This window comes from Aeromicrobium sp., assembly GCF_049587115.1.
In the GTDB taxonomy this organism is placed as follows: domain Bacteria; phylum Actinomycetota; class Actinomycetes; order Propionibacteriales; family Nocardioidaceae; genus Aeromicrobium.
In genome coordinates this window covers 17,726-38,478 of record NZ_JBAVDI010000004.1, presented here as the reverse complement: position 1 = coordinate 38,478, position 20,753 = coordinate 17,726, and the positions used below count along the sequence as shown (strand labels likewise).

The 20,753-nt window shown below is 67.0% G+C and carries 19 protein-coding genes; 8 read left to right on the top strand and 11 right to left on the bottom strand.

Going from position 1 to position 20,753, the window contains the following annotated elements:
* The coding region (locus WB461_RS00490; RefSeq protein WP_423850762.1) for a peroxidase family protein at window positions 1–722 on the top strand (722 nt) is incomplete at its 5' end.
* Window positions 723–783: 61 nt separating this feature from the next.
* Here the strand turns inward: WB461_RS00490 and aqpZ are convergent.
* Window positions 784–1,518 carry an aquaporin Z gene (aqpZ, locus tag WB461_RS00485; RefSeq protein ID WP_423850761.1) on the bottom strand — a complete coding sequence of 245 codons (735 nt, stop codon included), beginning with the start codon at window positions 1,516–1,518 and terminating at the stop codon, window positions 784–786.
* Between the two features lie 152 nt (window positions 1,519–1,670).
* Here aqpZ and WB461_RS00480 point away from each other — a divergent pair, with 152 nt between their 5' ends.
* Complete coding sequence (locus WB461_RS00480) at window positions 1,671–3,896, top strand: NADP-dependent isocitrate dehydrogenase (RefSeq protein ID WP_423850760.1); 2,226 nt, start codon at window positions 1,671–1,673, stop codon at window positions 3,894–3,896.
* A gap of 121 nt (window positions 3,897–4,017) precedes the next feature.
* Window positions 4,018–5,238, top strand: coding sequence for an MFS transporter (locus tag WB461_RS00475; RefSeq protein WP_423850759.1), 1,221 nt, complete (start codon window positions 4,018–4,020; stop codon window positions 5,236–5,238).
* On the opposite strand, the gene WB461_RS00470 is transcribed toward WB461_RS00475, so the two are convergent.
* From WB461_RS00470 to galK, 9 genes are all read right to left on the bottom strand, one after another.
* Window positions 5,228–6,196, bottom strand: coding sequence for a sulfate/molybdate ABC transporter ATP-binding protein (locus tag WB461_RS00470; protein WP_423850758.1), 969 nt, complete (start codon window positions 6,194–6,196; stop codon window positions 5,228–5,230). The genes WB461_RS00475 and WB461_RS00470 overlap by 11 nt on opposite strands.
* Window positions 6,186–6,995 carry a sulfate ABC transporter permease gene (locus WB461_RS00465; protein WP_423850757.1) on the bottom strand — a complete coding sequence of 270 codons (810 nt, stop codon included), beginning with the start codon at window positions 6,993–6,995 and terminating at the stop codon, window positions 6,186–6,188. The genes WB461_RS00470 and WB461_RS00465 overlap by 11 nt, the downstream gene beginning before the upstream one ends.
* 13 nt (window positions 6,996–7,008) lie before the next feature.
* Complete coding sequence (gene cysT, locus WB461_RS00460) at window positions 7,009–7,854, bottom strand: sulfate ABC transporter permease subunit CysT (protein ID WP_423850756.1); 846 nt, start codon at window positions 7,852–7,854, stop codon at window positions 7,009–7,011.
* Window positions 7,851–8,888: a sulfate ABC transporter substrate-binding protein gene (locus tag WB461_RS00455; RefSeq protein WP_423850755.1), complete on the bottom strand. Its 1,038-nt coding sequence runs from the start codon at window positions 8,886–8,888 to the stop codon at window positions 7,851–7,853. Before WB461_RS00455 ends, cysT begins: the two co-directional genes overlap by 4 nt.
* 171 nt (window positions 8,889–9,059) lie before the next feature.
* Complete coding sequence (gene purU, locus WB461_RS00450; RefSeq protein WP_423850754.1) at window positions 9,060–9,905, bottom strand: formyltetrahydrofolate deformylase; 846 nt, start codon at window positions 9,903–9,905, stop codon at window positions 9,060–9,062.
* A 39-nt stretch (window positions 9,906–9,944) separates the two neighbouring features.
* Window positions 9,945–11,462: a DHA2 family efflux MFS transporter permease subunit gene (locus tag WB461_RS00445; protein WP_423850753.1), complete on the bottom strand. Its 1,518-nt coding sequence runs from the start codon at window positions 11,460–11,462 to the stop codon at window positions 9,945–9,947.
* 143 nt (window positions 11,463–11,605) lie between these two features.
* Window positions 11,606–12,721 (bottom strand): GNAT family N-acetyltransferase, encoded by a 1,116-nt coding sequence (locus WB461_RS00440; protein WP_423850752.1) that lies wholly within the window; start codon window positions 12,719–12,721, stop codon window positions 11,606–11,608.
* Between the two features lie 10 nt (window positions 12,722–12,731).
* The gene (locus tag WB461_RS00435) at window positions 12,732–13,580 is read right to left on the bottom strand and encodes a prephenate dehydratase (protein ID WP_423850751.1); all 849 of its coding nucleotides are present in this window, start codon (window positions 13,578–13,580) and stop codon (window positions 12,732–12,734) included.
* Between the two features lie 20 nt (window positions 13,581–13,600).
* Window positions 13,601–14,698 (bottom strand): galactokinase, encoded by a 1,098-nt coding sequence (gene galK / locus WB461_RS00430; protein WP_423850750.1) that lies wholly within the window; start codon window positions 14,696–14,698, stop codon window positions 13,601–13,603.
* Window positions 14,699–14,761: 63 nt separating this feature from the next.
* Here galK and trpS point away from each other — a divergent pair, with 63 nt between their 5' ends.
* Both trpS and WB461_RS00420 read left to right on the top strand, forming a co-directional pair.
* A complete protein-coding gene (trpS, locus tag WB461_RS00425) occupies window positions 14,762–15,775 on the top strand; it encodes a tryptophan--tRNA ligase (protein ID WP_423850749.1) in 1,014 nt (337 codons plus the stop codon).
* The gene (locus tag WB461_RS00420) at window positions 15,772–16,293 is read left to right on the top strand and encodes a 2'-5' RNA ligase family protein (RefSeq protein ID WP_423850748.1); all 522 of its coding nucleotides are present in this window, start codon (window positions 15,772–15,774) and stop codon (window positions 16,291–16,293) included. Before trpS ends, WB461_RS00420 begins: the two co-directional genes overlap by 4 nt.
* Before the next feature lie 10 nt (window positions 16,294–16,303).
* On the opposite strand, the gene WB461_RS00415 is transcribed toward WB461_RS00420, so the two are convergent.
* Window positions 16,304–17,209 (bottom strand): LysR family transcriptional regulator, encoded by a 906-nt coding sequence (locus tag WB461_RS00415; protein WP_423850747.1) that lies wholly within the window; start codon window positions 17,207–17,209, stop codon window positions 16,304–16,306.
* 104 nt (window positions 17,210–17,313) lie between these two features.
* Here WB461_RS00415 and WB461_RS00410 point away from each other — a divergent pair, with 104 nt between their 5' ends.
* The 3 genes from WB461_RS00410 to WB461_RS00400 are packed head-to-tail and all read left to right on the top strand — an operon-like array spanning window position 17,314 to window position 20,715.
* Window positions 17,314–18,018 carry a succinate dehydrogenase cytochrome b subunit gene (locus WB461_RS00410; protein WP_423850746.1) on the top strand — a complete coding sequence of 235 codons (705 nt, stop codon included), beginning with the start codon at window positions 17,314–17,316 and terminating at the stop codon, window positions 18,016–18,018.
* Between the two features lies 1 nt (window position 18,019).
* Window positions 18,020–19,972, top strand: coding sequence for a fumarate reductase/succinate dehydrogenase flavoprotein subunit (locus tag WB461_RS00405; protein ID WP_423850745.1), 1,953 nt, complete (start codon window positions 18,020–18,022; stop codon window positions 19,970–19,972).
* Window positions 19,969–20,715 (top strand): succinate dehydrogenase/fumarate reductase iron-sulfur subunit, encoded by a 747-nt coding sequence (locus WB461_RS00400; RefSeq protein WP_423850744.1) that lies wholly within the window; start codon window positions 19,969–19,971, stop codon window positions 20,713–20,715. The genes WB461_RS00405 and WB461_RS00400 overlap by 4 nt, the downstream gene beginning before the upstream one ends.
* The last annotated feature ends 38 nt before the right edge of the window (window positions 20,716–20,753 follow it).

Genomic DNA, 20,753 nt, shown 5'->3' with positions numbered 1-20,753 from the left:
GTGCACGCCTCCGCCTCGAGCCGCAGAATGGCTGGGAGGTCAACAACCCTGACCAGCTCGCCACGGTCCTGCGAACGCTCGAAGAGGTCCAGCGGGCATTCCCCAAGGATGTCTCGCTCGCCGACGTCATCGTGCTGGGCGGGGCCGCCGGTGTCGAGAAGGCAGCCCAGGAGGCCGGCCACGACATCGTGGTGCCGTTCACGCCGGGTCGTGCCGACGCCTCGCAGGAGCAGACCGACGTCGAGTCGTTCTCCGCTCTTGAGCCGGCCGCTGACGGATTCCGCAACTACTACGGCAAGGGCAATCGTCTGCCCGCGGAATTCCTGCTGATCGACAAGGCAAATCTCCTCGGCCTCAGCGCACCGGAGATGACAGTGCTCGTCGGCGGAATGCGCGTCCTCGGCGCAAACTACGACCAGTCCCTGGTCGGTGTGCTGACCTCCCGGCCCGGGACGCTGACAAACGACTTCTTCGTCAACCTGCTCGAGCTGGGAACAACCTGGACGGCCACGTCCGCGGACTCAGCGACATTCGAGGCGAAGGACACGGCTGGAACCGTGACGTGGACCGGCAGTCGAGCCGACCTCGTGTTCGGCTCCAACTCCGAGCTGCGAGCGATCGCCGAGGTCTATGCGAGCGACGATGCGGCGGTTAAATTCGTGAACGACTTCGTCGCGGCGTGGTGCAAGGTGATGGATCTCGATCGCTTCGACGTCGCCTGAACAGCGGCGCAGGCCCCAGTCGTTTGACCGGGGCCTGCGCCGGGCGAATGAGGTCGCGGACCTAGAGGTTCTTCTTGCCTTCGATCTCCACGCCGGAGCGTGCGCCGCCGGTGATCGCCGTGTAGCCGAGGCCACCCACGATCCCGCCGACCAGCGGTGCAACGATGAATGCCCACAGCTGCTGCAGGGCGTCACCGCCTGCCAGCAGAGCCGGCGCGATGGAGCGTGCCGGGTTGACCGAGGTGTTGTCGATCGGGATCACCACGAGGTGGATCAGGGTGAGACCCAAACCGATCGCAATAGGTGCAAATCCATCGGGGGTGTTGCCAGACGTCGCACCCAAGATGATGAACACGAAGAGCGCGGTGAAGATGATCTCGGTGAGCACCACGGCAAGCAGCGAGTAGCCTCCAATGGCATCGCCCCAGCCGTTCGACGCTCCGCCGAATGACGACGCGCGGTCGAAGTCGGCATTGCCCGAACCGATGACCCAGATGCCCAGCACGGCCACGATTCCGCCGCCGATCTGGGCGCCGACGTAGGGCAGAACTCCACTCCACTCAAACCGTTTGGCTGCGGCGAGCCCGAGGGTCACCGCGGGGTTGAAGTGAGCGCCCGAGATGTGTCCGACGGCGTAGGCCATCGTCAGCACCGTGAGACCAAAAGCCAGGGCGACTCCTTGGGGGCCGATCGCCTGACCGGCGAAAATCGCACTTCCGACTCCGCCAAGGACGAGGACGAACGTGCCGACTGCCTCGGCGGCGAGCCGGGACGACATAGGGACTGGTTGGGCCATGACGACAACTCCTTGAACTGGGCGGGACGGACGGATGAGGACGGTTTGATTCTATGGCCCGTCGGCCATGCGAGAAGACTGTCGCGGGGGTGTCGTCCGAAGTGAGATATCTTGATGTCGAACAATTTTTCTGCGCCGAGGAGGCTGGCCCCATGGCCAAGATCATCTACACCCACACTGACGAAGCGCCGATGCTCGCCACCTACTCCCTCCTCCCGGTCATCGAGGCGTATGCCTCGACCGCGGGCGTCGAGGTCGAGACCCGCGACATCTCCTTGGCCGGTCGCATCATCGCGCTGTTCGGCGATCGTCTGACCGCCGAGCAGCAGGTCGATGACGCGCTGGCAGAGCTCGGCGAGCTGGCCAAGCAGCCCGAGGCCAACATCATCAAGCTGCCGAACATCAGCGCCTCGATCCCCCAGCTCAAGTCGGCAATCGCCGAGCTGCAGGGGCAGGGGTACGCGCTTCCGGACTACCCCGACGACCCACAGAGCGATGTGGAGCGCGACGTCCGAGCCCGCTACGACAAGGTCAAGGGCAGCGCGGTCAACCCCGTCCTCCGCGAGGGCAACTCGGATCGCCGCGCCCCGGCATCGGTGAAGAACTACGCCCGCAAGCACCCGCACTCGATGGGGGCGTGGAGCGCCGACTCCAAGACCAACGTGGCGACGATGGCCGACGACGACTTTCGCGCCAACGAGAAGTCGGTCGTGATCGAGTCCGAGGGCACCATCGCCATTCGGCTAATCGCAGACGATGGCACCACCACGACGTTGAAGGACGCCTTCCCGGTGCTGGCTGGGGAGATCATCGACGGCACCGTGATGCGAGCCGCTGCACTGGACGCCTTCCTCGCCGAGCAGATCGCCCGGGCCAAGGCCGAGGGCGTCCTGTTCTCGGTGCACCTCAAGGCCACCATGATGAAGGTCTCGGATCCGATCATCTTCGGCCACGTCGTCAAGGCATTCTTTCCGACGGTGTTCGAGCAGTACGGCGCCGATCTCGAGGCAGCCGGGCTCAGTCCCAGCAATGGCCTCGGGGGGATCCTCGCCGGGCTCGACGCGCTTGCCAACGGCGCCGAGATCAAGGCGGCATTCGAGCGCGGTATCGCAGACGGCCCGGCCCTGGCGATGGTCGATTCGGACCGGGGCATCACCAACCTGCACGTACCGAGCGACGTGATCGTGGACGCGTCGATGCCGGCGATGATCCGGACCTCGGGCCACATGTGGGGTCCTGACGGCAATGAGGCCGACACGCTCGCGGTCATCCCCGACAGCTCCTACGCCGGGGTGTACCAGACGGTGATCGACGACTGTCGAGCCAATGGCGCGTACGACCCCACCACGATGGGTTCGGTGCCCAACGTCGGCCTGATGGCGCAGGCGGCCGAGGAGTACGGCAGCCACGACAAGACCTTCGAGATCGAGCGCGGCGGGACCGTGCAGGTCGTCGACGGTGCTGGTCAGGTGCTGATCGAGCACTCGGTCGAGCCGGGCGATGTCTGGCGTGCTTGCCAGACCAAGGACGTCCCGATCCGCGACTGGGTCAAGCTCGCGGTGACCCGGGCTCGCGCCTCGGCGACGCCCGCAGTCTTCTGGCTCGACCCGACCCGAGCGCACGACGTCAACCTGCGCGCCAAGCTCGACGCGTACCTCGCCGAGCACGACACCGACGGACTGACGATCGAGGTCATGTCACCGGCCGAGGCCACGCAGTACTCGATCGACCGAATACGTCGGGGCGAGGACACGATTTCGGTCACCGGGAACGTGCTCCGGGACTACAACACCGACTTGTTCCCCATCCTCGAGCTCGGCACGAGCGCCAAGATGCTCTCGATCGTTCCGTTGATCAACGGCGGTGGGCTGTTCGAGACCGGCGCCGGCGGATCGGCTCCCAAGCACGTGCAGCAGCTCGTGAAGGAGAACCACCTGCGGTGGGACAGCCTGGGGGAGTTCCTGGCCCTGGCCTCGAGCTTCGAGCACATGGCGACCACGACGGACAACGCTCGGGCGCAGATCCTGGCCGACACCCTCGACCGGGCAACGGGGACGTTCCTCGACGAGAACAAGTCGCCCAGCCGCAAGGTGGGCGAGATCGACAACCGCGGCAGCCACTACTACCTCGCGCTCTACTGGGCCCAGGAGCTCGCGAAGCAGACCGAGGATGCCGAGCTGGCGGCCGGATTCGCGGAGGTCGCGGAGGCGCTGACCGCCAGCGAGGCGCAGATCAATGACGAGCTGCTCTCGGTGCAGGGCTCGCCGACCGACATCGGTGGCTACTTCCGCCCTGACGACGCCCGGGTGAACGCCGTGATGCGCCCGTCCAACACGTTCACCGAGGTGCTGCAGGGCCTCGTCGCACGCTTGGGCTGACGTATCGCGCCTGAGGCCTGGCGAGGGCGCGTGCTGTCGGGAAGGCCAAGGGGACGGCCCCACGCTGGTGAGTCGGCTCACGTCGGGAACAACACGCCGGGCTCAGGAGATTGAACTCGTTGTGACGACCATCGGATCCCCGCACGCAGCCAGCGCCAGGCACCTCACCCTGGCGCTGCTCGCCCTTGCCATGGGTGGATTTGCGATCGGCACGACCGAGTTCATGACGATGGGGCTGTTGCCCGACATCGCCGAAGGTATCGACCAGTCGATCCCCACGACGGGCCACATGATCACGGCGTACGCCTTCGGCGTCGTGATCGGGGCGCCGATCATCGTGTCGCTGGGTGCTCGGCTGCCCAAGCGTGAGCTCGCGATCGGGCTGATCCTGGCGCTTGGCGTCGGCAATGCCCTGACGGCAGTCGCGCAGGGCTACGTGCCGGTGCTCCTCGCGCGATTCGTCGCGGGGCTCCCGCACGGCGCGTACTTCGGCGTCGCCTCCCTGCTGGCAGCCTCGCTGGTGCGTCCCCAGCTGCGCGGTCGCGCGGTCAGCTCGGTGATGCTGGGGCTGTCCGTCGCGACCGTCGTGGGAGTCCCGGCGAGCACGCTGCTCGGGCAGGGACTCGGCTGGCGCAGCGCGTACTGGGCCGTGCTGGGTATCGCGATCGTGGCTGCCGCGATGATTGCGCTGTTCGTCCCGCACTCGGCACCCGACCAGGGCGCCTCGTTGCGCCGCGAGCTCGCGGCACTCAAGCGACCGCAGGTGCTGTTCGCAGTATCTGCCGGGATGGTCGGCTTCGGCGGGTTGTTTGCGATGTACAGCTACATCGCCCCGATCGTCACCGATGTCACGGATCTGTCGAGAGGCTGGATTGCGGTCGCCCTGCTGGCCTTCGGGATCGGCTCGGTGCTCGGATCGTGGATCGCCGGAGTGATGGCGGACTGGAACGTCGAGCGGTCGGTCCTGCTGGGCTTCGCTGCGACGATCCTCGTGCTTGCGGTGTTCTACGGTGTCGCCTCGTTCGCTGTGCCGATGCTGTTTCTGGTGTTCTGTGTCGGTGCGCTGGGCTCGATCGTGGCGATCAATCTGCAGATCCGACTGATGGATGCAGCTGGCGACGCGCAGATGCTGGGCGCGGCCCTCAACCACTCGGCGCTCAACGTCGCCAACGGTCTCGGCGCCTTCTTCGGTGCCGTCATCATCGAGGCTGGCCACGGCTATCGCGCGACCAGTCTGGTGGGCGTCGTCCTGGCGACCCTGGGTCTGGCGATCTTTGCGATCGGTCTGGTGGTCCAGCACCGCTCGGCCGCACGAGCCTCCGCCGCGGCCGTCAGCGGCTGACCTGCTGGGCTCCCACCCGGGGCCGCAGCCACACCAGATCGCCCAGATGGAGCTGGAGTGCCGTCGCCTCGGCCCGAGTGACGACGATCTGGACCGGATCCGGGTGCAGCGGGTCGTCGGGGGTCACCTCCAGACGGATCTCGAAGCCCACCCTGGTCCAGCGAGTGATCGGGCCGGATGCGGTCGCGGCGTGTTCGTAACGGGTGATGTCGATGTCGTGGGGGCGGATCAGGTGGTCGCCGAGTCGGGTGACCGGGCCGAGAAAGGACAAGACGAACTCGGTGGCGGGTCGGTCGTACAAATCGTCCGGCGAGCCGATCTGCTCGATACGTCCCTCGTTGATCACGACCAGACTGTCGGAGACCTCCAGGGCCTCCTCCTGGTCATGGGTCACGAACACCGTCGTCACGTGCACCTCGTCGTGCAGGCGGCGCAGCCAGTCCCGTAGCTCCTTGCGCACCTTGGCGTCCAGAGCGCCGAAAGGCTCGTCGAGCAACAGAACGCTGGGTTCGATCGCGAGGGCCCGCGCCAGGGCCATCCGCTGGCGCTGCCCCCCTGAGAGCTGCGAGGGCAGCCGGTGCGCGAACTGTTCCAGGTGCACCAGTTCGAGCAGCTCACCGACCCGGCGCCGGACCTCATCTCTGGGGGTCTTGCGGATCTCCAGCCCGAAAGCCACGTTCTTGGCGACCGTCAGGTGCCGGAACGCGGCGTAGTGCTGGAACACGAAGCCCACATTCCGCTTCTGCGCTGGGACGTTGGTGGTGTCTCGGCCTTGGATGTGGACGGTCCCGCTGTCGGACGACTCGAGCCCGGCAATGATGCGAAGCAGGGTGGACTTGCCGCCGCCGCTGGGTCCGAGCAGCGCCGTGAGCTGTCCGCTCGGGATGCTCAGGTCGATGTCCTGCAACGCGACGAAGTCGCCGAATGTCTTGCTGATCCCGCGGATCTCAATCCCCATCGTGGTCGTCCCTGGGTCGGAGGATGGTCACGACGACGAGCGCCGCGACCGCGATCAGTGCAAGCAGGAACGAGGTCGCGTATGCCGATCCCTGCTCGAAGTCCTGGTATTTCTCCTCGACGACGAGCGTCGCGGTCTGGGTCTGCTGCGCGATGTTGCCGGAGATGACCTTGACGGCCCCGAACTCGCCGAGCGAGCGGGCCAGACTGAGCACGACGCCGTAGATCAGGGCCCACTTGATCGAGGGAAGAGTGATGCGGCGGAAGGTCTGCAGCGGTCCGGCGCCGAGGCTGCGGGCGGCCTGCTCCTGCTCCGTGCCGATCTCCTGCAGCACCGGCACGAGCTCGCGCACGACCAGCGGCAGGCTCACGAACGCCGTGGCCATGATGATGCCTGGCGGGGCGAAGGCTATCTGGAGCCCCGCTCGGTCGAGCTCGGGGCCGAGCAGCCCGTTGGTGCTGCCGTAGGCCAGCAGCAGGGCGAGCCCCACCACGACGGGCGAGACTGACAGCGGTAGGTCGATGAGGGCAGACAGGACGCCACGGCCGGGAAAGTCGTACCGCACCAGCAGCAGTGACACCCCCACGCCGAACACCGTGTTGATCGCAACGGCCCACGCCGCGACGTAGACCGTGAGCTGCAGTGCGAATGTCACCTCGGGGTCTGACAGGGCGGCCTGAAGGTTGCCCAGCCCCCCGTCGAACGTCGTGACCACGACGAGCGAGACCGGCCAGACGACCAGAAAGAACAGGTACGCGGCGACGATCGCGCGGCGCACGTACGTTCCGACAGATGGCACCGTCGCGACCCGGCTAGCCACGGCTGGCCGCCACGCGGTTCAGGAGCTGCAGCAGCATGATCACGAGCAGCGCGACGACGAGGAGAATCACCGCGACCGAGGCGGCGGCCGCGTCGTCCCCGTTCTCGATGTACGTCAGGACCCGGACCGACGCGACCTCGGTCTGGCTGGGCAGGTTGCCCGACAGCAGCACCAGCGAGCCGTACTCGCTGATGCCTCGCGCGAACGAGAGCGCGGCCCCCGCAGTGATGGCTGGCGTGAGCGCCGGCAGGACGATACGTCGCAGCGTCGTGGCGCGGCTCGCACCCAGGGACGCTGCGGCCTCCTCGACGTCGCGGTCGAGCTCCATCAGGACTGGCTGCACGGTGCGAACCACAAATGGCAGCGTCACGAACAGCAGAGCGAGGAACACCGAGCGCTCGGTGTTTGCGACGTTGACGCCGAGCGGGCTCGACGGGCCATACAGGCTCAGCAGCACCAGTCCTGCCACGATCGTCGGCAGGGCGAACGGGATGTCGATGACGACCTCGAGCAGGCGCTTGCCGGGGAACGCGTCACGCACCAGCACCCACGCGATGAGGCTGCCCATGACGACGTTGATCAGCGTGACATAGATGGCCTGGGTCACGGTGAGCCGAAGCGCAGCCGCGGTCTGTGGATTCGTCAGGGTGTCCCGGAACGTCTGCCAGCCGCCGTCCACCGACTGAATCACCACGAGTGCCAGCGGGATCAGGACGAGCAGACTGAACCACGACAGTGCCAAGGCCAGCCCGAGGGCCGATGAGCGGGTCATCGCGGTCGGTGGTCGAGGCCGCCTGGTGCGCGTCGAGGCAGGGTTCGGCTCGGTCGCGATCGTCACGACTTCCCGGACCTCGCGATGATGCGGCTGATGATGCCGTCGGCGCCGAAGAAGGTCGCGTTGACAGCATCCCAACCGCCGAATGTCTGGTCGATCGTGAACAGCTCGTCGATCGTGGGAAAAGGCGCCCGTGGGTCGTTCGCGCCCGTGACGCTCGGGGTCTGGACTCCCGGGACCGAGGCCAGGGGGCGGAAGCCGTGTCTGGCGTAGATGCGCTGGCCCTCCGCGCTGAGTGCGAAGTCGAGGAAGTCCCGGGCGGCCGGCCCGGCGTCGGTCGTCACGGCGCCCGGGTTCTCGATCAGCAGGTTGTGACTCGGAACGATGTAGTCGATGTCCTCACCGCTCTGCCGGGCGAGGATGGCCTCGTTCTCGTACGACAGCAGGACGTCACCGGTACCGCTCTGGAACGCCGTCGTCGCGTCGCGTCCGCTCCCGGGCAGCGCGGCGACGTTGGCAAAAAGCTTCGCCAGATAGGCCCGGGCGTCTGCCCTGCTCCCGCCGTCGGCGATGACGGACTGGTAGGCCGCGAGGATGTTCCAGCGAGCCGAGCCCGAAGAGCTCGGGTTGGGCGTCACCACGCCGACGCCCGGCTTGGCCAGGTCGGCGAACGAGGTTATTCCCAGGGGGTTGCCCTTGCGCACGACGATGGCCACGACCGAGGTGCTGAGGATGCCCCGGTTGGTGCCGGAGTTCCAGGTCTTGGCGACCAGGCCCGCGTCTACCAGCCGGGTGACGTCAGGCGTCAGGGAGAAGTGCACGACATCGGCCGGCAGCCCGTTTCCCACTGCGCGGCTCTGGTCGCCGGAGGCGCCGAACGACTCCCGCCATGCCACCCTGTCGCCAGGCCGTGACGCGGCAAATGCCCTTTCCACCGCTCCGTCGGCGGCCTTGGCAACGGAGAAGGCAACCAAGGACAGCGTGGTCGACGAGGTGCCCTTGTCGGTACTGCCACTGCTCGGCGCGCACGAAGTCAGGACGGTGACAACGGCGGCGATTGCAAGGATCCTGGTCGGTCGGGGGCGTCTGGTGGGCACGGGGCTCTCCTGGTCGTGGCGCACGTCGTGAGTGCTTGGAGCCTCAACGTAGGGAGGATGTGAGGCGCCCTTTCGGCATCCCATGATGTGGGATCTGTCACCGAGGGGCACGAATTTCTGCTCTGTGGAGCGGCTGAAAGCCTCGCGCAGAGTCGTCCTCGCCCGCTGCGACTAGTCGAAGACCACAGTTCGGGGGCCGTTCATCAGCACCCTGGACTCCGCGTGCAGCTGGACTGCGTGCGACAGGGTCTGCGCCTCGACATCGCGGCCGACCCGAGCCAGGTCGGCGGGCGCCATCCGGTGGTCCACCCGGAGCACGCCCTGGTCGATGATCGGTCCTTCGTCGAGCGCCGCCGTCACGTAGTGGGCTGTGGCGCCGATCAGCTTGACCCCACGGTCATGTGCCTGCTGGTACGGGCGGGCGCCCTTGAAGCTGGGCAGGAAGCTGTGGTGGATGTTGATCGCGCGTCCTTCGAGTGCCCGGCACAGATCGTCAGACAGGATCTGCATGTAGCGCGCGAGCACCACGAGATCGATTTGCAGATCTGCGACGAGCTCCAGCAGCCTCGCTTCTGCGGCCGGCTTGTCGGTCGCGGGCAGGTGGTGGAACGGTATGTCGTAGGCCGCGGCCAGTCGCTCGAGGTCGGTGTGGTTGGAGACGATCGCGGGGATCTCGACGTTCAGCGCCCCGGCGCTCTGGCGGTAGAGGAGGTCGTTGAGGCAATGGCCCTCCTTCGACACCATCACGAGCGCACGCAAGGGCTGCTCGGCGACGACGAGTCGGTAGGCCATGGCGTGCTCGGCAGCGACCGGCGCGAACGCCGCTGACAGGGCCGAGACGGACGGCGTTTCTGGGAAGTCGAAGTGCAGGCGGAGGAAGAACTCGTCGTCGGTGGTGTCGGTGAACTGCTGGCTGTCCAGGATGTTGCCGCCGGACTCGGCTATCCACCGGGTCACTGCGAACACCAGGCCCGGGCGGTCGGGGCACGACAGGGTGAGGACGAACGACGAAGGCACCCGCCCACTCTAGGAGAGGGCAGGTGTTTTCGTCGGCGACTACTCGGCGACGACGGTCGCGGCTACCGGCGGAACGCCCCGTCGGCCTTCGTGCGACGGGGCCGCGAAGAACAGCACCGCGATGATGCCGATCGCGAATGCGAAGACCGGCAGCAGCAGGGACTGGGCCATCGCGTCGGCGAACGGTCCTTGGATCTCGGCCGGCATGGAACCCTTCTGTGAGAAGAAGTCGCCCGACGAGCCGCCGAGCTGGTTGGCGGCCAGTCGCGCCTCGATGAGCGAGGCGATCGCCGCACTGCCGAGCACCGCACCGACCTGACGGGTGGTGTTGTAGACGCCGGCGCCTGCACCCGCCGAGGCCATCGGCAGGTTGCGGGTCGCCGTCGCGCTGAGGGGAGCCCACAGGCAGGCATTGGAGACTCCGAACAGGGCCATGGGCAGCAGCAGCTGCCACACCGGGGTGGTCGGCGTCAGCAACGACGACAGCCACAGCATCGCCGTTGCCGCGGTGCCGAAGCCGACGAGCGTGATGTTGCGCGGGTGGGTCCGATCGACGAGCTTGCCGACGAACGGCGACAGCACCATCAGCACGACTGCCATCGGCACCATGAGCAGGGCGGCTTGCGTCGGGCTCCAACCGCGAACACCCTGCGCGTAGAACTGGACCGGCAAGGACATCGCGGTGATCGAGAGCGACACCAGCGCTATCCCGCCGTTGCCCAACGAGAAGTTGCGGTCGCGGAACAGTCCCAACGGCACGAGGGGCTCGCGCTTGATTCGGCTCTGCCACCAGATGAAGCTTGCGAAGGTCAGGAGACCCACCGAGATCAGCAGGGGGACGCTGATGATCCCGGAGATCGTGCCCCAGTGATACTTCTGGCCCTCCTCGAGCCCGAAGACGATCAGGAACATGCCGACACCGCTCAGCGCGACACCCAGCAGGTCGAAGGTGTGGGGGCGGGTCCGGAGCCGCGGGACGAGCCGGGCGGCCACGACGAACCCGACGATGCCGACCGGAACGTTGATGAAGAAGATCCATTCCCATCCGAGTGTGTCGACCAGCACGCCACCCAGGATCGGGCCGACCAGTGTCGCGACGCCGGCGGTCGCTCCCCACAGCGCCATGGCGCTGCCGCGCTTGGCCGGGGCGAACGTGCGGGTGATGACAGCCATCGTCTGGGGAGTGATCAGCGAGGCACCGACACCTTGCACGACCCGCGCCACGATGAGCATCTCGATCGATCCGGTCAGTCCGCACCACAACGAGGCGAGGGTGAAGATCGTCAGGCCGACCAGGTAGACCCGCTTGGGTCCGAACTGGTCGCCGAGCCGACCGGTTACCAGCAGGGGCACGGCGTACGCCAGCAGATAGGCACTGGTCACCCAGATGACCGCATTGGCATCGGCACTCAGGTCGCGGGCGATTGCGGGCGTCGCGACGAACACGATCGTGTTGTCGACCAGGATCATGAAGAAGCCGATCACCATGGCCCAGAGCGCGGGCCATGGCTTGTAGCCCTCGGGCAGGTCGATGGTGTGAGTCAGTGGGGTTGCCATGGTCTGTTCCTCGCGTGCAGGGAATGAGATGCGCGTCCGGACGTGCCGCGCGACACGGTGAGCGACCGGTGGCACAAGTATGCCCCGCACAACGGTTCCGATGCGCAACCAGTCTCGCAGGTGGAGAGGACTGACTCCTCAGATCAGCGCAGGAGCTCGTAGCCGTGCAGGTCGTCGTACGATCCGTCACCCAAACGCTCGGCGGCGTGCTGTGTGCCGTAGTGCGTGAATCCGACCGCCGTCGCGATGGCGTTGCTGGCGGCGTTGTCGGCCGCGGCGTAGAGCACGAGTCGGCGACGGTCGAGTCCGTCAGGGTCGAGTGCGTGGCGGACGATCGTCTGCATCGCCTCGGTCATGACTCCCCGGCCGCGAGCGGCGGGGTGGGCCCAGTAACCGATCTCGCCAGTCGTCGGGTTGACCCCGGCGAGGTCCATGACGGCGATGTTGGCAAGCAGCTCGTCGGTCTTGACGTCCGTGATGGCCCAGCTTGCCTTGACCCCGACAGCCGCCTGCCACGTGCAGTCGGCGACGTAGTTGCGGGCGGTCGCCTGGGTGTACGGCTGGGGAAGCCCGGCGAGGAAGTGCTGGGACAGCGGATCGTTGCACGCCTCGACGATGCGCGGCAGGTCGGCCTCGGTGAACGGCCGCAATCGCAGCCGCTCGGTCTCGAGCACGGGGGACTCGGCCCAGTGGGTCTTCGGCATCGGGCTGTCACCGAACCGGATGGAGCCGGTCCACGCGTCGAGCACGCGGCCGCGCTCGTGCAGCATCCCTGGCGTGAGCCCGTGCAGCGTGAAGCCGGTCTGGTGTGCGACCCGCAGCGAGGCGGTGTTGCCGACGTGCGAGCGCCAGTGCACGATCTCGACGCCGCCCTCGTTGAGCGCCCAGTCGACGGCCAGGCGGACGGCGCTGGCCATGAGTCCCCGACCGCGGGCCCATGGGTGCAGGGCGAAGCCGATGTCGGCGATGGGCGACTGCCGGATGTCGATGTTTCCGGCGAATCGTGCGCGTCCGGTCTCGTCCTGGGCCTCGATCGCCCAGCCACGGTGAGTCCGGTCGTCCCAGCCACGGGGGATCACGTTGAACGCGAACTGCTCGGTCATCTCCCGCGTGTGCGGAGTCGGGATCGCGGTCCAGCGGATCATCTCGGGGTCGTTGGCCAGCTCGAGCATCGCGTCGAGGTCGCCCGGCACGTGAGCGCGCAGCGTCACGGTGCCATCACTGAGCACGGGCACCGTGAGCGGCCATCTCATGCCCATGTGAGCCTGCTCACGGGCCCCGGGACCGGAGCGGGTCGGCCGGGTACACCCCGAGAATCTTGACCTCGGTCGTGAAGAACGTGAGCTCCTCGAGGGCTCGAGCCAGGCCGGGATCGTCGGGATGGCCGTCGACCTCGGCGAGGAACTGCGTCGCCGTGAACCAGCCGTCGACCATGTAGCTCTCGAGCTTGGTCATGTTGACGCCGTTCGTCGCGAAGCCCCCCAGCGCCTTGTAGAGCGCGGCAGGCAGGTTGCGCACGTTGAAGATGAAGCTCGTGACGGTTGGTCCGTCGCCGGGAGCGGCCCGGACGGGTTCGCGCGACAGGACGACGAACCTGGTCGTGTTGTGGTCCTCGTCCTCGATGTCAGTCGCCAGCACGTCGAGGCCGTAGATCTCGGCGGCCAACGGCGGCGAGATCGCCGCTTGGCTGGGATCGTTCGCAGCGGCGATCTCCCGGGCCGCGCCAGCGGTGTCGCCGGAGATGATCGGGGTGAGACCGTACTGGCGGATGATCTTGCGGCACTGGCCGAGCGCGTGCACGTGGCTGTGCACGGTCTCGATGGTGTCGAGGGTCGCGCCAGGCACACCGAGCAAGCTGAACTGGATGCGTAGGAAGTGCTCGGCGACGATGTGCAGGTCCGAAGTCGGCAGGAAGTGGTGGATGTCGGCGACCCGCCCGGCGATCGAGTTGTCGATCGGGATCATCGCGAGAGCCGCGTCGCCGCCCGCCACGGCCGCGAACACGTCCTCGAACGAGGCGCATGCCACCGTCTCCCAGTCGGGGTAGCGCTCGCGCGCCACGATGTGGGAGTTGGCGCCGGGCTCGCCCTGGTAGGCGATCCGGTTCTGAGTGCTCACGCCCCCAGTCTTTCAGAGAGTCACGCGACGCGGTGTGCGCCATCGGCGGCGTGGGCGACGAAGATCTCCGGCGCGGGCCACTGGTGCGAGGCGTAGCGCGCCTCGACCCGTTCGCGCACTGCTGCAACCGTGTCGAGCGGGAGCAGTGCGATCGCGCTGCCACCGAACCCGCCACCAGTCATCCGGGCGCCGACTGCCCCGGCCTCGAGCGCAGCCTCGACCGCCACGTCGAGCTCGAGGCAGCTGACCTGGAAGTCGTCACGCAACGAGGCGTGCGAGGCGGTCAGGATGGTCCCGAGCTGGACCCAGGACCGCCGCTTGATCGCATGGACAGCGCCGCGTACTCGAGCGGTCTCGGTCAGCACGTGCCGCGTGCGTGCCTTCAGGATGTCGTCGGTCAGCCGAACCGTTGCGTCCAGCGTCGCCTCGCTCAGCCACTCGACGCCGAGCTCGGCCGCGGCACGCTCGCACTCCTCGCGACGGGCGGCGTACTCGCCGTCAGCCAGCGCGTGGTGCGCTCGGGTGTTGATGACCAGCAGAGTCAGACCGTCGTCCTCCCACGTGACCGGAACGGGTGTGGTCGTGGGCGGCGACATCGACGTGTCCATCAGGATTGCGTGGCCTGCCTGGCCCTGGAGCACCGCGAGCTGGTCCATCATGCCGACCGGTGCGCCGACGAAGTCGCTCTCGGACCGCTGGGCCAGCTGCGCGATCCGCGTGCGATCCAGCCCGAGACCGAACAGCTCGTCGAAGGCGACGCCGATGCCGCAGGTCAGCGCGGCCGACGACGAGAGACCGGAGCCGGACGCAAGCCGTGACTCGACGACGACGTCGGAGCCGGGGAAGTGGTGTCCGTCCTGGACCAGGCTCCACACCATGCCGGCGGCATAGGCTGCCCAGTCGTCGACCTCGCCGGGCTGGACTCCGGTGCTGAAGGTCGCCTTGGTCGAGCCCGGCAGGTTGGACCAGACGTTGACGGTGTCGTCATCCCTCGCCCGCACCTTGACCGTCAGGGATCGGTCGATCGCGATCGGGAGCACAGGGCCACCGTTGTAGTCGAGGTGTTCGCCGATCAGATTCACCCGGCCGGGGACTTCCCATCGGCGTACGTCAGTCACGGGTCGAGCGTATCCAGACGGCCTTGCCGACGGCGACCGGCACGCGGCTGGCAGAATGCCCCCATGTCCGCTGACCGTCGCCCTCGCGTGCTGTCCGGAGCCCAACCGACGGCCGACTCGTACCACCTCGGCAACTACTTCGGCGCCTTCAAGCAGTGGGTCGGACTGCAAGACGAGTTCGAGGCGTTCTACTTCATCCCAGACCTGCACGCCATCACGGTCGAGTACGAGCCCGCAAGGCTGCGCGAGCGCACCTACATCGCAGCAGCCCAGCTGCTCGCCGCCGGCGTCGATCCTGAGCGCAGCGCGCTGTTCGTCCAGAGCCACGTGCCCGAGCACGCGCAGCTCGCCTGGGTGCTGGGTGGCATCACGGGCTTCGGCGAGGCGAGCCGGATGACCCAGTTCAAGGACAAGTCGGCACGGACCGGCTCGGACTCCTCGAGCGTCGGGCTGTTCACGTATCCCGTCCTGATGGCCGCGGACATCCTGATCTATCAAGCCGATCGGGTCCCCGTCGGTGAGGACCAGCGTCAGCACGTCGAGCTGACCCGCAACCTCGCGCAGCGCTTCAACCACCGCTTCGGGGACACCTTCACGGTGCCGCAGGCGCACATCGTCAAGGCGACCGCCAAGATCTACGACCTGCAGGATCCGACCTCCAAGATGAGCGGCTCGAACCAGTCGCACGCGGGCGTGGTGGACCTGACTGACACACCCAAGCAGGTGGCCAAGAAGCTGCGCTCCGCCGTGACCGACTCCGGTGCCGAGATCCGCTTCGACCCTTCGACAAAGCCCGGCGTCTCCAACCTGCTGTCGATCTACTCCGCGCTCACCGACGAGCCGATCGAGTCGGTGGTCCGGGACTTCGAGGGCAAGCAGTACGGCCACCTCAAGGTCGCCCTCGGTGATTTGCTGGCGGACTTCGTGGGTCAGTTCGGTGACCGTACCCGCGAGCTCCTGGCCGATCGGGCCGAGCTCGATCGGATCCTGGCCGGCGGCGCTGACCGGGCCCGCGAGGTGGCCGGCGCAACCCTTGACCTGGTCTATGAGCGCTCTGGGTTCGTGCGCGGCCGATGACCGAGCATCAGCCGCTGATCGGGATCTCGATCCCGGTTCCGGAGCCGTACGGAAGCCGGCTCCAGGACGAACGAGCAGGCTTCGGGGACGCGATGGCCAGGACCGTGCCCAGTCACGTCACGCTGATTCCGCCGATGCACCACGAGGACGACGTCGAGGGTGTGGCGAGGTCGCTGGAGCGCACGTCGGCAACCATGTCGCCGTTCGGGATGCGGCTTCGGGGCACCGGAACCTTTCGCCCGGTGTCGCCAGTGGTGTTCGTCGCGATCAGCGAAGGCATCTCTCAGACCGAGCTGCTGGCGATGGACATCCGCCGCACCCTGAACGTGCCGGAGCCGGAGTTCCCGTTCCATCCCCATGTCACGGTCGCTCACCACCTCGACGACGCCAGGCTGGACCGCGCGTACGAGGCGCTGAGCGACTTCGACTGCAGCTTCCTGGTCGAGTCCTTCGCGCTTTACCTCCACCACGAGGTCGAGGGCTGGGTGCCGGAGCGAAAGTTTCTGCTGGGTCGGTAGGACTTGTGGATCAGACGACCTCCAGACCTCCGCTGGCGAAGGACGTGAGGTGTTCGAGCAGCTCGGCCTTGAATGCGCGCGCGGCGAGCGGCAGGGCTTCGGAGCTGCGATGGGCCAACGCGATGACTCGGTCGAGGGGGGGATCGTCCAACGCGGTGGCCTGCAGAAGTGGTCGGGTCGCCAGCACCATGCTCGGCACCACAGCGTGACCGAGGCCGGCCTGCACGAAGCTCAGCACTGCGCTCATCTCGCCGCCCTCGACCGCGAGCTGCGGTTCGAATCCGGCGGCCGCGCAGGCACGGAGGGTCACGTCGCGGAGGTCGTAACCCTCGCGGAACATCACCAGCGGGAGATCGCGAAGATCGGCGACGCCCATGCTCGAAGGCATGACGGCATCGGCTCGGCTGGCGAGCACGAGCCGCTCGCGTAGGACCGGCGTCGTCTCGAGGTCGGGCTCGTGGGTGTGCAGAGGCACGATCAGCAGCGCCACGTCCAGGCGACCGTGGGAGAGCTCCTGGGTCAGGACCTGTGATCCGGCCTCCTGGACCTCCAGGTCGATGTCGGGATGAGCCTGGTGGAAGCGAGTCAGCGCGTCGGGGAGCAGACCGTCGCACAGCGAGGGGGTCGCGCCGAGCCGGACGCGTCCTCGTCGCAGGCTTGCGACCTCGTGCACCGTGCGTTCGGCGCTCTCGACGTCGATCAGAATGCGTTGTGCGTGGGGGAGGAGGGCTTCGCCGGCGGTGGTGAGGTCGATGGCGCCGCGGTTGCGCACGAACAGCTGGGTGCCGAGCGAGTTCTCGAGCACGCGGATCTGCTTGGACAGGGTGGGCTGGGAGACCCCGGTCAGGTCAGCCGCCCTGGTGAAGTGCCGGGTACGGGCGACGGCGACGAAGTAGGCCAGCTGCTGAATCTGCACTCGACCATCCTTTCATAGCCGGTGGCTATGAAACCTGCCCTCACTATGACTTAGCGCATATCGACTTCGGGTCCTAGTGTTGGCATGTGGCGACTACCCAATCTGTGAAACGCGCGTCGGCCAAGCGTTCGACCGTCGCGCTCAAATATGCGATGGCGGTGTCGGGGCTCATCATGGTGGGCTACCTGATCCTGCACATGTACGGCAACCTCAAGGCCTTCGCGGGTCCCGACTCGTTCAACGAGTACGCCGAGCACCTCCGGACGATCGGCACGCCGATCCTGCCGAACGAGGGTCTGCTCTGGATCGTCCGAGTCGTGCTCCTCGCGGCCGTCCTGATCCACGCCTATGCCGCCATCACGCTGTGGCGGCGGAACAAGCAGGCAGCCGGCTACGTCGGGAGCACGCGCTACCAGACCAAGCAGAACAAGGCCGGGATCCAGCGCAGCTATGCCTCGTTCACGATGCGTTGGGGCGGGGTGACGATCGCGCTGTTCATCGTCTTCCACATCCTCAACCTCACGACGAACGACATCCATCCCGGTGGTCGTGCCGACACGGCGTACGGCCGGCTCCACAACACGTTCGAGAACCCATGGGTCTGGATCGCGTACGTCGTCGCCATGATCGCGGTGGGCTTCCACCTGTGGCACGGCTTCTGGAGCGCCTTCACGACTCTTGGGCAGAACCACAGCCCGACCCGCTCGGCATCGGTCTGGAACACCGCGGCGATCGTGATCGCCGTGGCCTTGACGATCGGCTTCCTCGCACCGCCGACCGCGATTCTCTTCTTCGGTCTGGGAGGCTGACATGACTGAGACCACCATCTCCGAGGAGTTCCACGCCGTCGGTGAAGACATCGCCGACACGAAGGCGCCTTCGGGCCCCATCGAGAAGCGTTGGGACGAGCGCAAGTTCGGCGCCAAGCTGGTCAATCCCGCCAACCGTCGCAAGCTGAGCGTCATCGTGGTCGGTACGGGCCTGGCCGGCGCGTCGGCAGCCGCGACCCTTGGCGAAGCGGGCTATCAGGTCAGGAGCTTCTGCTACCAGGACAGCCCGCGTCGCGCGCACTCGATCGCCGCGCAGGGTGGCATCAACGCCGCCAAGAACTACCGCAACGACGGCGACAGCATCTACCGACTGTTCTACGACACGGTCAAGGGCGGCGACTTCCGTGCCCGCGAGTCCAACGTCTACCGCCTCGCGCAGGTCTCGGTGAACATCATCGACCAGTGCGTCGCGCAGGGCGTCCCGTTCGCGCGCGAGTATGGAGGTCTGCTCGACAATCGCTCGTTCGGTGGCGTGCAGGTCTCACGCACGTTCTACGCTCGCGGGCAGACCGGCCAGCAGCTCCTGATCGGCGCGTACCAGGCGCTCGAGCGCCAGATCGCCGCCGGCACGGTCGAGATGAACACCCGGCACGAGATGCTCGAGCTGATCATGGTCGACGACCGGGCGCGCGGCATCGTCGTGCGTGACATGGTCACCGGCGAGATCGAGACGCACACTGCGGACGCGGTCGTGCTGGCAACGGGCGGCTACGGCAACGTGTTCTTCCTGTCGACCAACGCCATGGGCTGCAACACCACGGCCACGTGGCGTGCGCACCGCAAGGGCGCCTACTTCGCGAACCCCTGCTACACGCAGATCCACCCGACCTGCATCCCGGTCAGCGGCGACTACCAGTCCAAGCTGACTCTGATGTCGGAGTCGCTGCGCAACGACGGTCGCATCTGGGTTCCCAAGAAGGGTGGCGACGAACGCGCCGCAGTGGACATCCCCGAGGACGAGCGCGACTACTACCTCGAGCGGATCTATCCCGCCTTCGGCAACCTCGTGCCGCGAGACATCGCCTCCCGCGCTGCCAAATATCAGTGCGACGACGGCAAGGGCGTCGGTCCCGGCGGGCTGGGTGTCTATCTGGACTTCGCCGAGGCGATCCAGCGGCTCGGCCTGGACGCGGTCAAGGCCAAGTACGGCAACTTGTTCGACATGTACGCGCAGATCACCGGCGAGAATCCGTACGAGACGCCGATGCGCATCTATCCGGCCGTCCACTACACGATGGGTGGCCTGTGGGTCGATTACGACCTGTCGAGCAACCTGACCGGGTTGTTCGTCGCGGGCGAGGCGAACTTCTCCGAGCACGGAGCCAACCGGCTCGGGGCCTCGGCGCTGATGCAGGGTCTCGCGGACGGCTACTTCGTCCTGCCCTACACGCTGGCCAACTACCTTGCGGACGGGCCGTACGAGCCGGTCGATGACGACCACGCGGCCGTCGTCGAGGCCCGACAGGCGGTCGAGGACCGGATCCAGAAGCTGCTGGCGATCGACGGCGACCGCACAGTCGACTCCTTCCACAAGGAGCTTGGCCAGATCATGTGGGACTACTGCGGGATGGAGCGGAGCGAGGAAGGCCTGGTCAAGGCCATCGGCATGATCCGCGAGCTCAAGCAGGAGTTCTGGACCAACGTCAAGGTCACCGGTGCCAACGAGGAGTTCAACCAGACGCTCGAGCGTGCCGGACGTGTCGCGGACTTCATCGAGCTGGGTGAGCTGATGTGCATCGACGCGCTCAACCGGCGCGAGTCGTGTGGCGGTCACTTCCGCGTGGAGAGCCAGACCGAGGACGGCGAGGCGCTGCGCCAGGACGCGGAGTTCGCGTACGTCTCGGCCTGGGAGTACGGGGACCAGCAGCCCACGCTGCACAAGGAACCGTTGGAGTACGAGTACGTCGAGATGAAGTCCAGGAGCTACAAGTGAACATCACCGTCCGGGTGTGGCGTCAGAAGAACGCCGATGACAAAGGCAAGATGGTCACCTACGGCCTCGAGAACGTCAGCGAGCACATGTCGTTCCTCGAGATGCTGGATGTCCTCAACGAGCAGCTCACCCTGTCCGGAGACGACCCCATCGCCTTCGACCACGACTGCCGAGAGGGCATCTGCGGCTCCTGTGGCGTCGTGATCAACGGAGTCGCGCACGGGCCCGAGGTCACCACGACCTGCCAGCTGCACATGCGCAGCTTCGAGGACGGCGCCGTGATCGACATCGAGCCGTGGCGCGCGGGCGCATTCCCGGTCGTCAAGGATCTCGTCGTCGATCGTTCTGCATTCGACCGGATCATCCAGGCTGGTGGCTTCATCAGTGCACCGACCGGCTCGGCTCCCGAGGCCAACAACCTTCCGGTGCCGAAGGAGGACGCGGACCACGCCTTCGAGTCCGCGACCTGCATCGGCTGTGGTGCATGCGTTGCCGCCTGCCCCAACGGTTCGGGCATGCTGTTCACGGCGGCCAAGATCACCCACCTCGGTCTGCTCCCGCAGGGCCAGCCCGAGCGCGACTCGCGGGTCGTCGGCATGATCGAGCAGCACGACCACGAGGGCTTCGGCGGTTGCACCAACATCGGCGAGTGCACGGCTGCCTGCCCCAAGGGGATCCCGCTGGACACCATCAGCCAGCTCAACCGTGATCTCCTGGGAGCGCTTGCCAAGGGCAAGGCCTGACCCAGCCGGATCAGAAGCCGCGTCGGCACCCACCAGGT